The organism is Desulfovibrio sp., assembly GCF_035644575.1.
In the GTDB taxonomy this organism is placed as follows: domain Bacteria; phylum Desulfobacterota; class Desulfovibrionia; order Desulfovibrionales; family Desulfovibrionaceae; genus Desulfovibrio.
The window spans coordinates 1-12,296 of record NZ_DASQOG010000173.1 but is presented as its reverse complement, the minus strand read 5'-3'; the positions used below and the strand labels follow the sequence as shown (position 1 = coordinate 12,296).

At 57.1% G+C, this 12,296-nt stretch carries 9 protein-coding genes and 1 tRNA gene; 1 reads left to right on the top strand and 9 read right to left on the bottom strand.

The window, feature by feature from the left end; translation table 11 throughout:
• Positions 1-3: 3 nt before the first annotated feature.
• The 6 genes from VEZ52_RS10190 to VEZ52_RS10165 all read right to left on the bottom strand — a co-directional run bounded on the left by VEZ52_RS10190 (position 4) and on the right by VEZ52_RS10165 (position 5,147).
• Positions 4-79, bottom strand: a tRNA-Val gene (locus VEZ52_RS10190).
• Positions 80-216: 137 nt separating this feature from the next.
• Positions 217-603 (bottom strand): cytochrome c, encoded by a 387-nt coding sequence (locus tag VEZ52_RS10185; protein WP_324836707.1) that lies wholly within the window; start codon positions 601-603, stop codon positions 217-219.
• Positions 604-860: 257 nt separating this feature from the next.
• Positions 861-1,697 carry a carbohydrate ABC transporter permease gene (locus VEZ52_RS10180; RefSeq protein WP_192111709.1) on the bottom strand — a complete coding sequence of 279 codons (837 nt, stop codon included), beginning with the start codon at positions 1,695-1,697 and terminating at the stop codon, positions 861-863.
• A complete protein-coding gene (locus VEZ52_RS10175) occupies positions 1,694-2,578 on the bottom strand; it encodes a sugar ABC transporter permease (RefSeq protein ID WP_324836706.1) in 885 nt (294 codons plus the stop codon). The genes VEZ52_RS10180 and VEZ52_RS10175 overlap by 4 nt, the downstream gene beginning before the upstream one ends.
• A gap of 76 nt (positions 2,579-2,654) precedes the next feature.
• The gene (locus VEZ52_RS10170) at positions 2,655-3,938 is read right to left on the bottom strand and encodes an ABC transporter substrate-binding protein (RefSeq protein WP_324836705.1); all 1,284 of its coding nucleotides are present in this window, start codon (positions 3,936-3,938) and stop codon (positions 2,655-2,657) included.
• A 156-nt stretch (positions 3,939-4,094) separates the two neighbouring features.
• Positions 4,095-5,147 carry an ABC transporter ATP-binding protein gene (locus tag VEZ52_RS10165; RefSeq protein ID WP_324836704.1) on the bottom strand — a complete coding sequence of 351 codons (1,053 nt, stop codon included), beginning with the start codon at positions 5,145-5,147 and terminating at the stop codon, positions 4,095-4,097.
• A 255-nt stretch (positions 5,148-5,402) separates the two neighbouring features.
• Between VEZ52_RS10165 and VEZ52_RS10160 the strand changes: the two genes are divergently transcribed.
• Entirely contained in the window at positions 5,403-6,221 is an 819-nt protein-coding gene (locus VEZ52_RS10160; protein ID WP_324836703.1) for a phosphodiesterase, read from the top strand.
• A 94-nt stretch (positions 6,222-6,315) separates the two neighbouring features.
• Here the strand turns inward: VEZ52_RS10160 and VEZ52_RS10155 are convergent, their stop codons facing one another.
• The 3 genes from VEZ52_RS10155 to VEZ52_RS10145 form a co-directional block, all read right to left on the bottom strand.
• Complete coding sequence (locus VEZ52_RS10155; RefSeq protein WP_324836702.1) at positions 6,316-7,929, bottom strand: NADP-dependent glyceraldehyde-3-phosphate dehydrogenase; 1,614 nt, start codon at positions 7,927-7,929, stop codon at positions 6,316-6,318.
• 102 nt (positions 7,930-8,031) lie between these two features.
• A complete protein-coding gene (locus VEZ52_RS10150; RefSeq protein WP_324836701.1) occupies positions 8,032-9,597 on the bottom strand; it encodes a carboxylesterase/lipase family protein in 1,566 nt (521 codons plus the stop codon).
• 266 nt (positions 9,598-9,863) lie between these two features.
• A complete protein-coding gene (locus tag VEZ52_RS10145) occupies positions 9,864-11,588 on the bottom strand; it encodes a methyl-accepting chemotaxis protein (protein WP_324836700.1) in 1,725 nt (574 codons plus the stop codon).
• Between the last annotated feature and the right edge of the window lie 708 nt (positions 11,589-12,296).

Here is a 12,296-nt window from a genome sequence, read left to right as displayed (position 1 = left end):
ATTTGGTGGGCAGTACAGGACTTGAACCTGTGGCCCCCGCCTTGTAAGGGCGGTGCTCAACCAACTGAGCTAACTGCCCGAAACAGCGTAGCACAGGCAGCTATATGCCCTGTTATTCAGCACATTGCAAGCGCAATTTTGCCGTTACACAGAGCAGCCCCGGTCGCAATGCCGGGGCTGTATGAATATCAGCCTGATACTTTGCCGCGATTACAGTTATTTCATTTGGTTAAGATACGTCGCAATATCCTTCATCTGCGCGGGGGTCAGGCCCTGCACCGTCTGTTGCATTCGGGCTGCGGCACCTGTGGCATTGCTCAGGTTTTTGACCCTTTCCATGCCTGCCACCAATGCATCTACAGGTTTGCCCTTCATTGCCGCAGGGCTGGCCGAATGACAGCCAGAACACAACTTGTTGTACATCTCCTGCCCCGTACCCGCACTCTCCTGAGCCGCAACCGCAGTACCAACCAGCACCAGCCCGGCAGCCAAAAGAATTTTCACTGAGTTAGCAGAAAAGGTCATGGAACCCTCCAGTGGGTTACTCTGTTTGAACGAGCTGCCTGGCCGCACAGCAGCCAGACTTTTGGTCTTTTTCAGCATATGCTCCAAGGCCCGCACACCACAAGGGGTTTTCTGCGGCAGGCTCGCGGCTGTGTCCCAAACACGTTATCACGAAAGGCCCGCGTTGCCGCGTTGAAACGTCTGCCATTGCTGATTAAGGCAGGCAGTTCGCCTGATGTCATTAAGGGCACACCCTTGTGGAGGTCAGCACCTACAAACGTAACGCCCCAACGGCTACGAGTCGGCAACCGCTGGGGCTTGGGTAGTATGTTTTGCGCGTGCTGGCTGTGTGCGGCCTACTTGATGCCCGCCCGCATGAACGACTGCACAAACTGCCTCTGGAACAGCAAAAAGGCCACCAGCAGCGGGCCGGAGGTCATAAGCGTGGCAGCGGTAATGATTGTCCAGTCCACGCCCTGTTCCGTAGCCGAGAATATCTGCAAGCCAACGGTCAGCGGGCGGGAATTGACGGAATTGGTCACAATGAGCGGCCAGAGAAAGTTGTTCCAGTGCGTGCTGATGGAAACCAGCGCATAGGCCGCGTAGGTGGGCTTGGCCAGCGGCACGTACACATGCCAGAGCACTTGCAGGGTGTTGGCCCCCTCCACGGCGGCGGCTTCCTCCAGCTCTTTCGGCACGCTCTTGAAGGTCTGGCGCAGCAAAAAAATACCAAAGGCCGAAGCCATGTAGGGCAGGCTGATGGCAAGGGTGGAATCCAGCACGCCGATCTTGGACATGGTGGAGTAGTTCTCCACCACCAGCACATCGGGCATGATCATGAGCTGCATGAGAATAAGCGCAAAGGCGATGCCCTTGCCCTTAAAGTCGTAGCGGGCAAATGCGTAGGCCGCCAGAGTGCAGAGCACAAGCTGCATGCCCGTGGTCAGCGTAACCAGCATGATTGTGTTGACGAAATAGCGGGCAAAGGGCGCGGCCTTCCAGGCGTTGGCAAAGTTTTCAAGAGTCAGCGGCGCTGTCAGGCTGAAGCGGGTGGAAAATTCCGCCGGGTGAAAGGCTGTCCAGATGGCGTAAAAAAGCGGCAAAGCCCACAGAATGGCAAGCATCCAGGCGGCGGTGGTGTCCAGCACGCGCGAAAATCCGCGGCTGTCGTACATATTGCGCTGTTCGTTCATCTGTAGTGCACCCTTTTTTCAATGATGCCAAACTGCACAAAGGCGGCAAAACCAAGAAAGCCCAGCAGCACCATGGTCAGCGTTGCGCCGTAGCCTGTATCCCAGAATTTGAAGCTTGTTTCGTAAATGTAGTAGAGCAGCAATGAGGTGGCGTTGTTGGGGCCGCCCTGCGTGAGCACAAACAGATGATCCACCATGCGAAAGGCGTTGATGGTGGCGTTGATAAGCACAAAAAGCGTAGTGGGCATGAGCAGGGGAATGACCACGCGGCGGTAATAGTAGGCGCGCGAAGCCCCTTCAAGCATGGCCGCCTCCCCAAGGCTGGGCGGGATTTGCTGCAAGGCCGCGAGGTAAAAAATCATAAAAAATCCCGCGTCCTTCCACACTGCAACGCTGATCACGCAGAACAGGGCGGTTTGCTCGCTGCCAAGCCAGTTGATGCCTGTTGTCGCGCCCAGAAAAAAGCGCAACTGCTCAAGCAGGCCGTAATCTGGCGTGTAAAAAAACAGCCAGATGTTGGCCACGGCGATCATGGGCAGCACCGTGGGCACAAAGTAGCATAGCCGCAAAAATGCCTGTCCCTTGAGCCGCGCATTGACCAGAAAGGCCATGAGCATGGCCAGCGACATGGAGCAGGGGATGGTGCAGCAGGCAAAGATGATGTTGTTGCGCAGCGATTTGAGAAAGACCTCGTCATCCAGCAGATAGCGGTACTGCTCAAGCCCTACGAACTGGGCAGGCGCTCCCGCCCGGCCATCCATAAAAAAGCTGTGGATAAACGTGCTCACCGCAGGATAGTGCGTGAACGTCACCACCAGGGCAAAGCCGGGGAGTAAAAGCAGCCATGCGTTGATTTGCCGCATGGTTTCCGGTTTGAACATAGGGCTGCTCTCTTGCGTCTGATTGAATCGAAAAAGCTGCCAGAGGGGCAATCCCCCCTGGCAGCACAATGCTTGTTTACTTCTGGTAGCGGCGCAGAATGCGGTCAGCTTCGCGCTGGGCATCCTTGAGGGCGGCGTCAGGCTTTTTGGAGCCGTTAACGGCGGCCTGAATGGCGTCGTCCAGAGCCTTGGTCACGCGCTGGTTTTCATGAGTGGAGAGTTCCGGCACGGCGTGGGCCAGTTGATCGCGGGCCACGGCGGCATAGGGAAAGCCCTTCACGTAGGTTTCCATGCGTTCGGTCTTCCATGCATCGGGGCGCACGGCCACATAGCCGGTATCAATACCCCACTGGGCGGCGCGTTCTGCGGTGGTCATCCACTGCACAAACTTGACGGCAGCCTTGCGTTCTTCGGGCGTGGAATTTTTGAAAATGTAGAAGTTGCCGCCGCCGGTGGGCGAGCCAAGGCGGGCGTTGGCGGGCAACATGCCTACGCCGAAGGGGAACTTGGCGTTGGTGCGCACGTTGGTGAGGTTGCCGGTGGTGGTCCACATGATGGCGGTTTTGCGCTCAAAAAAATCGCGGGGCGTGGTGGACCAGTCAATGGTGCCCTTGGGCGACACTTCATACTTGTATGCCAGATCGGTGAGGAACTGAAGGGCTTCGATGTTCTTGGGATTGTCGAAGAAGACCTTGTTGCCCGCATCGTTCATCAGCTCAACGCCGTTGGTAATGGCAAGGGCCTGAAGCATCCAGTAGGCATAGCCGGTGCTGGGAATGGCAACGCCCCACTGGGTGACTTTGCCGGATTCGTCCTTCTTGGTGAGCTTTTTGCCCATTTCGACCAGTTCCTGCCAGGTGGCGGGGCCTTTTTCAGGGTCGAGGCCAGCTTCCTTGAACATCTCCTTGTTCCAGTACATCACGATGGTCGAGCGCTGGAAGGGGATGCCCCAGGTTTTGCCCTCGGTCTGGCTGTTGCGCATGAAGCCGGGAAAGTAATCCTTGGTAAAGGCCATGTTGTCCTTGCCGACAATTTCGTCGTAGGAAACGATGGCGTTTTCATCAATGAGCGTGAACATGTCGGTAGAAAGCAGCACAGCCACATGCGGCGGCTCGCCCCCGCGCTGGGCGGTGAGGGCCTTGGTGATCGTATCGCGGTAATTGCCCGAATACACAGGCGTAATTTTGATGTCAGGGTTTTCTTTCATGAACTCCTGGGTCATGCCCTCCACGATCTTGGTGATGGGCCCGCCCACGGATACGGGAAAGTAAAATGTCAGGCTGGTCTGAGCCGCCAGCGCGTTGCCAGCGCACAGGCAGATGCAGAAAATTGCCAAAAACAACGAGCGAATACGTTTCATGGATTTCTCCTCAAAGGGGTTTGGGGGCTGTATCCGTACTATCGCCTGAATGTTACCGAAAAGGGGCAAATGTGTATCAAAATTAGATGATTATGACAGTAGAGCGACAAAAGACAGCCAAACTGACGGGCCATGCGGCGTGAAGGTGCAGCCGCGCTATGCCGCGCCCATGCGCTTGCCCGATTCCGTCTCAAAAAAGTGCAGGGCATCGGCGGCAAAGTTCAGGCGCAGCTTGTGCCCGGGTTTAAAACCGGGGTTGCCCGCCATCTGCACAGCCACCTGCTGCTGGCCCAGGCTGCAAGCCAGCACGGAATCCGCACCAAGATACTCCATGCTCAGCACTTCGGCCTCCCACGGGCCGTCAGGCGTTACCTGAATATGTTCTGGGCGGATGCCCAGCGTGCATTCGGCGGCAACAGCGCCCGGCACGGGGCAGCATTCGTTGCCCTTGATGACCGCCTGCCCCTTGCACATGGCAACGCTCAGAAGGTTCATGGGCGGCGTGCCGATAAAGCTGGCCGCAAAGGTGGTGGCGGGCTGGGAATACATGGCGACAGGGGCATCGTTCTGCACGATATGCCCGTGCTGCATCAGAATGATGGTGTCGGCCATGCTCATGGCTTCTGTCTGGTCGTGGGTAACGTAGACCATGGTCATGCCCAGGCGCTGTTGCAGGTCGCGGATTTCACGGCGCATTTCGAGCCGGAGCTTGGCATCAAGATTTGAAAGCGGTTCGTCCATGAGGCACACCGCCGCTTCGGCCACAAGCGCACGGCCAAGGGCCACGCGCTGTTGCTGACCGCCGGAAAGGGCAGAGGGCTTTCTTTCCAGCAGGCCGGAAAGGCCAAGCACGTCAACGGCGTTGTCCAGCCGCCGCATCTGGTCGGCCTCCGGCACTTTGCGCACCTTGAGGCCAAAGAGGATGTTTTCCCGCACGGTGAGGTGAGGAAAAAGCGCGTAGGACTGAAACACCATGGCCAGATGGCGTTCCGCCGGGGGCAGATCGGTAACGTCCCGATCGCCAATGTAGATGCGCCCGCTGGAAACGCTCTCAAGCCCGGCAATGAGCCTCAGTGTGGTAGATTTGCCGCAGCCGGAAGGCCCGAGCAGCACAAGCAGGGAGCCTTCATTGACCTCAAAGGATACGTTTTTTACAGCGTGGGTCGCACCCCACTGTTTACATACGTTTTCAAGACGTATTGCGGACAAGTTCAGCTCCTTTCGTGGATGGCGCGCTTGTGGGCGGGGTAGGTCAGACTCCAGAGGCGTAACACAAGGGAGTGTTGCCTGCATGGAGGAAATTTGATTTTAATTACCACTGATTGCGCTTTGTGGCAAGAACGATAGCTTTCGTATTCGTTACATTACAGGCAGCTGTGTTACAGTTTTGTGACAAAGGCTGGCTTGACCGCAACATGCTGCCGTGATTAAAAATAGTGGAAAATATCGAAGGGAGGTGCTGGCATGTTTGTAGCACACATATCTGATCCGCATGTGGGCGCCGGGCGCAGCCTGGCATTCAACGTGTCTGACGGTGCGCTGCTGCTGGAAAAAACCGTGGCCCATATCGCAGCCTTGCCGCAACTGCCCGATTGCCTTGTGCTGAGCGGGGATATCTCGGTGAACGGCCAGCCCGGCGGCTACGCCATTGCGGCAGAGGCGCTCTCTGCGCTGCCCATGCCGGTGTATGTGATACCCGGCAACCATGATAAGCGTGAAAATCTTGAGGCCGAGCTTGGGCAGTACTGCCCGGCGGATGCGGCGGTTGCCCCCTACCTGTGCTATACTGTTGAAGATTTCCCCTTGCGGCTTGTGTTTTTTGACGGCACCCGCCCCGGCTCGCATTCCGGTCATTTTGACGCGCCCGTCGCGGCGTGGCTGGAAAAAACGCTGACAGCCCAGCCCGAAAGGCCCACGCTGGTGTTTACCCACCATCCGCCCTTTGTCACAGCCCTTGGCGTGATGGACGAGCCCTATGAAAATGCCGAGAGCCTTGGCCGCATACTGGAGAAATTCCCCAATGTGAGGCTCTGCTGCGGGCATCTGCACAGGTATATGTTCACCATGTGGCACGGGGTGGCGGCTTTGACGGCTCCCCCGGTGTGCATGCATATAGTGCCGGATTTCTGCGCCACCGGCGGGGATGATTTTACTGATGAAGCCCCGGCTTTTTTGCTGCATCATTTTGTTGATGGCCGGGTGAATACCCACTACTGCCGCGTACCGGGGGAGTTTGCCGAGCGCGGACCATTCAGCTTCTCCCACCCGCCGAAGCTGGGGTAGATGGAATAAATTCAGTTTTTGTATAATGAAAAAGGCCGCTTACGCGGCCTTTCAAGTTTTACTTTAACTGCTAATTCTCTAGCAATTTCAGCGACTAGAACAGAAAATCCGTGGACAGGAAGTTGGATTTTCTGTTGCGCACGATGTCCGAAATCAGTTCCTTGTTAGGTGCGGAACCCTTGGCAGCCACCAGTGTGCGGATGGAGAAGGCGCGCAGCGCATCGCTGACAGAGAGCGTGCCTTCCGCAGAGTCCTTGCGGCCTGTGAAGGGGAAGGTATCCGGCCCGCGCTGGCACTGGCTGTTTATGTTGACGCGGCACACCTGATTGACCATGGGGTCGATGAGCGCGGCCACGGCATCGGGATCAGTGCCGAAGATGCTGGCCTGCTGACCGAAGGGCGAGGCGATCACCGCCTCTGCGGCTTCCGACACGTCTTTGTACGAAACCACAGGCACCACAGGGGCAAACTGTTCTTCCGTGTGCAGGCGCATGTCTGCGGTAACGCCCGCAACCAGCGTGGGGTAATACAGGGTGCGGTCAAAGGTGCCGCCGCGCGGGTTGGCAATGCGCGCTCCTTTGGCAACAGCTTCGTCCACCAGTTCACGCAGGTCGTCTATCTTGCCGGGCACGGGCAGCGGGGTGATTTTGACCCCTGGCTTCCAGGGCAGGCCCATGGGCAGGGCGGCAATGGCCTCGCTGAATTTTGCCAGAAATTCCTCGGTGCGCGAGGCGTGGACATAAAAGATCTTCAGGGCCGTGCAGCGCTGCCCGTTAAAGCTCAGCGCACCGGTCACGGCCTCGGACACGGTCAAATCCATATCGGCGCAGGGCAGCACAATGGCGGCGTTTTTTGCGTCCAGCCCCAGCACGCAGCGCAGCCGATGGGGCGAGGGATGGTGACGGCGCAAAGCATCAGCAGCGCGGCTTGAACCGATAAAGGCCAGCACGCTGATACGGCCAGACTCCAGCGCGGGAATGGCCACGCGTCTGTCGCCAAAGAGGATGTTCACCACCCCGGCGGGGAAGCATTCGGCAAAGGCCTCAAGCAGGGGCGCATAAAGCAGTTTGCCGATGCGGGGCGTTTTGACGATGACCGGGTTGCCCATGATCAAGGCCGGAATAAGCGTGGTGAAGGTTTCGTTGAGCGGATAGTTGAACGGCCCCATGCACAGCACCGGCCCAAGCGGCGCACGGCGGATCTGGGCGTAAATGCCGCTCTCGATCACAAAGCGCGAGGAAGCGCGGTCAAGGTCTTTAAGGGCGTCCACAGTGGCGCGGATGTAGTCGATGGTGCGGTCAAATTCCGCCCGGCAATCGTTGAGCGGCTTGCAGATTTCCCACACCATCAGGCGCACCACCTGATCGCGCACAGCCAGCATGCGGCGGGCAAATTCCTCTACGCTGGCAATGCGGTCTTCCACGCGCATGGTGGGCCACGCGCCGCGTCCATTGTCCCACGCCTTGGTCACGGCTTCCACGGCCGCGAGAGATTCCGCCTCGGTCAGTTCCGGGCAGGAGCCTATGACGCGTTGCTCACCGTTCACATAAAGGGGCGAATGCACGGTGTGGACGGGGCCATTCCACTCAAGCAAGCGCCCGCCCACAAGATAGCGGCGCTCGTGAAGCGGCTCAAGAACGCAATCTTCGGGTATATTGTCCACATCCGGCGAAAAATCAGCGCCGGTCTGGGTATTGGCTTCGGTCATGTGTGCCTCCTGAACTTTCAGCAGATGAAAGCAGTGAAATAGTTGTTGTCGTGTGGAGGGTAAGAAGCCGAGCGCTCCATGTCAATGAAGTCGATCCGCAACTTACTGGTACAGTTGAATATCTTTCCACACTTCATAGACAGCGCCGTGGGGATTCGATTCCACGGTGTTGGTCTGGTCAAAAATATAGGTGAGCCGCCGCCCAGATTCGTATTGCGGCCACAGGGGCGCAACGCCGGGGCCGTTGGGATTGCCCGTTCTTGCAAAGTTCAGCCACGCCCCGTGCATGGATTGCGTAAGCTCCTTGCGGCGCGATGCAGGCGTGAGCAGCCAGAAGGGATGGTCATTGGTGGCAAGCGCGGTGGAAATTTCCGTTGAATGCGCGGCGCCCAGCAAGAACAGCTCCGGCAGCAGGGGGGCGTAGTCAAAGCGGTACACGTAGGTGTTGTTAAAGGCGCTCTGGGCATCGGCGCTTTTGACCATATCCACCACAAAGGCCCGGTCGCCCGCGAGGGTCGTCAGTTTTTTCATGCCCTTTTCATTGGCGTACAGCTCCGATACCGCAGGGATGCTGGCAGCCGCGCCGTTATCGCGCAGCATCTTTTCCACCTGTTGCCAGTCCTTGGGCAGCAGACCCAGCAGGGCAAACAGCGTGCCTTCGTTGCGGTTGGTGCCAAGAATGACCTTAACGTCGCGGGCATTGCCCTGGGCCATGGCTTCCCAGGGGTGCAGGGGCAGCAGGTCGTCCTTGACCGGCCCAGGCATGAAGATGCCGGGGTGGCGGCGCGGGCCTTCCTTGAGTGTGAACGTGGCCGCCGCAAGCATGTCCTGCGCGGGCATATCCAGTAATTTGGCCATGTCTGTGCGCGGATTGAGACCCAGCTTTTCAAAAAAGATGGCATTGTTCATCTCGACCATGCGGCGGGATTCGGTATTTCCTGTGACGCCGCTTTCCGCAATGGCCTTCTGGAACAGCCCCTTTGCGGCTGGCGATGCCAGCATGTTGTACACGCCTGTGCCGCCTGCGGATTCGCCCGCGATGGTCACGTTGTTCGGGTCGCCGCCAAATGCGGCTATGTTGTCGCGCACCCAGCGCAGGGCGGCAATCTGGTCTGAAACGCCGCAGTTGGATTCAAACCGTTTGTCGTACATGGAAAAATCATAAAAGCCCAAGGGACCGACGCGGTAGTTGAAATTGACAAATACCACGCCGTCTCTGGCAAAGGACGCGCCGTCATACATGGGGTCGCTGCCTTCGCCCATATGGTACGCGCCGCCGTATATCCATACGAATACAGGCAGCTTGGCACCTTTGGCGGCAGTCAGCGGCGCCCAGACGTTGAGGTACAGGCAGTCTTCGCTGGCGGGAACCCGCGAACGCTCAAGCCCGAACATGTTCATGTACTGGATAGGCTTGTTGCCAAAGGCCACGCATTTTTTAACGCCCTGCCAGGGTGTAGGCGGCTGGTTACGCCGAAAGCGCAGTTCGCCCACTGGCGGCGCGGCATAAGGAATGCCAAGCCATGTTTTGACGTCAGCCGCCGCAAATCCCAGCACCTCGCCGTACTCAGTGGCTGCAAGGGTGTCGGCGGAGGTTTCATGTCGGGATACTGGACGGGCACAGGCGCACAAGAGCAACACCACCAGGATGAGGATGCGGTTTTTCATGAATGTTCCTGAAAAGGGACGATGGGACGCTTCACAGGGTCACGGGCCTGCGCAGGGCTTGCCTCGCGCAGGCGCACTGCAACAGGCCACCTGTTGCCGAACGTTTTGCAAATGTGGCGTGTTGCGGACAAAAACGCAAGAAGCGTTTGACATTGTGCGCGTTATCAAACTTATTGCCGCCCCGTGCCATTCCACCTGCCAAACAAAAGTTCCCGGTCTGCGCCGTGCAAGCGCAAACCGGGAACTCATATGCGAGTGGGGCAAATCTAGCCCTGCTTCATCTCCTGAATAAGAGCGGCGAGTTTTTTGGCTTGCTCGGTGAGGTCGGCAACGGCAGTGGAAGCCTGTTTCATAGCTTCAGCCGTGAGCTGTGAAACCTCGTTGACCTCAACAATGCTGCGGTTGATTTCTTCACTTGCTGCCGACTGTTCTTCACTGGCGGCGGCAATGGCGTTCACCTGATCAGCCGTGGCGGTCACAACCTCCACAATGCCTTGCAGGGCTTCGCCGGATTGCCCGGCAAGATCCGTGGCAACGCCGATGGAACCCACAGCGTTTTCAACGCCCTGCATGCTCTTGGCGGTGCTGTCCTGAATGGCCTGAATGGCCTTGGCCACATCGCTTGTGGAAACCATGGTCTTTTCCGCCAGCTTGCGCACTTCGTCCGCCACAACAGCAAAGCCTCTGCCGGCATCGCCAGCACGGGCGGCCTCAATGGCCGCATTCAGCGCCAACAGGTTGGTCTGGTCGGCAATGTCTGAAATAACGCCCATAATCTGGTTAATGGCCTGGGCGTGCTCGTTCAGGCGGGTCATGTCTTCCTTGAGTGAAAGCGAGTGGGTCTGCACCTCGGTGATGCTTTCCACGGCGTTTTGCACGATCTTAGCGCCAGCAAGAGCCTTGTCGCGGGTTTCGAGCGATGCGCCCGATGCCAGGCCTGCGTTTCTGGCAACATCCTGAACCGTGGCGTTCATTTCATGCATGGCGGTGGCTGCGCCAGAAAGCATCTTGGAAGATTCTTCCGCGCCTTCATCAGAGCGTTTGATCTGGTGCGAGAGGTCAGATGAAGCGGAGGAGAGCGCCTCGGCAATGGATTCAAGCTGATGAGCGGCGGCGAGCATGCCTTCCCTGCGGGCCGATTCCGCGCGCAGCTTGGCTTCTTCGGCAGCGGCCTGCGCCACCTTGGCGTGGTCCAGAGCTTCGGCGGCCTGGCGGGTTTTGTCTGCTGCTTCCTCAATGCGGCCATGCAGATTTTCGATCATCATGCCCAGCGAACTGTTGAGCCGCCGGATTTCGAGCGGACAGGATGCCTTGAGGGTGGGCAGGGCAGCCTCTTGGCCCTGGGCGACCTTTTCCGCTTCGCCGGTGATTTGCCGCAGGGGCAGACAGATAATGCGGGTAATCAGCCATGCAAAGCCAAGAATGACAACAAGGATACCGCCGCAAATGAGCAGTTCAAGGTGATCGTAGTGGTCGTTTCGCTCGGAAACCAGGTTGGCGACACGGGTGCGCTCGGCCTCAACGCTATCAATGTACACGCCGGTGCCGATAACAACGTCTGTCCCCGGTATCATGCGGGCATAGGCCAGTTTGGGCTGTATACCCGCACCGGGTTTGTCGAAGCGGTAGGCCACAAATGCGCCGCCCTTTTTGCCAGCTTCGATCAGCTCCCGCACCATGTAGACGCCATCGCTGTCTTTAAGGTCGATAAGGTTTTTACCGTTCTGCGCCTTGTTGGTGGGCACATTTATGCGGGTGCCGTCTGTTTTGTAGGTAAACAGATAACCCTCGTCATTGGGAAAGAAACGCTGATAATCGGTGTATTTTTCAATCAGCGCGTATTGTTCCTTGGGGTCGGTGACGCCCTTGAGCCTGTCGGCAAGATCTTGCGCGGCAACATCGATAACACTTTTGAGGCCGTACTCATACTTTGACTGCAATGCAGACGAAAGCTGGGGAATGGTTACTTCCGTAAAAACAAGTGTGGACATGTGCGTGCTGGTGAAAAAGAGGGTCGCCATGCCTACGACAAACCCACAGCAAAGGGTAACAAGCCACATTCTCACATTCATCTTTTACCTCGCAGGGGGGGAATAACCACATTTTATGAAATGCGTTATCAAATTCTTTTTAAAAGGGCTTAGATTATGCCACTCTGAGTCTGATTCTAAAAAAAATATCGGACAATGCCAACATTATGTTATGGCAATATGTCAAATTTGCAAAAAAAATTGCACATCCAGAGATATTTGCAGAACTTTACGAGATTTTTCACATACAAACACCAGTTTTTGTGCATGGTATCAAAACTTAAACACTGTAACTTTTTTTTGATGCAGGGCCTCAATTTATTCTTGCCCATCGAAAAGGTTTGTAGCAAACTCAATTTCCCCCCTGCGCCAGAGGCCGAACGCAACCGCCAGTGTGGATCCGCCGGTTGGAGCGCAGAGGCTGTCTTTTGACAGTCCCATGCTTCAACTCGTGGTGCGTTTTGGTCATGTCTTCAGACTATACCAAAAGGTCAGTCAACTTTGCACCCTACGAGAGGGTTCATTCGTGTCCCTGTAGCCCAGTTTTGCGGGCTGGTCTTCAAGTGACGCATTTTCCCGAGGTTAACAGCTATGTGCAGAATTGGTTCCATCAAGAGCAAGACGCCTGTACCCCCCTCAATGGCGCTCAATCTAATGCTGCCGCAGCAG

Bases quoted from the DNA above. Each gene is read 5' to 3' on its own strand.
- VEZ52_RS10185 (WP_324836707.1), bottom strand. From the start codon at position 603: ATGCTGAAAAAGACCAAAAGTCTGGCTGCTGTGCGGCCAGGCAGCTCG.
- VEZ52_RS10180 (WP_192111709.1), bottom strand. From the start codon at position 1,697: ATGAACGAACAGCGCAATATGTACGACAGCCGCGGATTTTCGCGCGTG.
- VEZ52_RS10175 (WP_324836706.1), bottom strand. From the start codon at position 2,578: ATGTTCAAACCGGAAACCATGCGGCAAATCAACGCATGGCTGCTTTTA.
- VEZ52_RS10170 (WP_324836705.1), bottom strand. From the start codon at position 3,938: ATGAAACGTATTCGCTCGTTGTTTTTGGCAATTTTCTGCATCTGCCTG.
- VEZ52_RS10160 (WP_324836703.1), top strand. From the start codon at position 5,403: ATGTTTGTAGCACACATATCTGATCCGCATGTGGGCGCCGGGCGCAGC.
- VEZ52_RS10155 (WP_324836702.1), bottom strand. From the start codon at position 7,929: ATGACCGAAGCCAATACCCAGACCGGCGCTGATTTTTCGCCGGATGTG.
- VEZ52_RS10150 (WP_324836701.1), bottom strand. From the start codon at position 9,597: ATGAAAAACCGCATCCTCATCCTGGTGGTGTTGCTCTTGTGCGCCTGT.
- VEZ52_RS10145 (WP_324836700.1), bottom strand. From the start codon at position 11,588: ATGTCCACACTTGTTTTTACGGAAGTAACCATTCCCCAGCTTTCGTCT.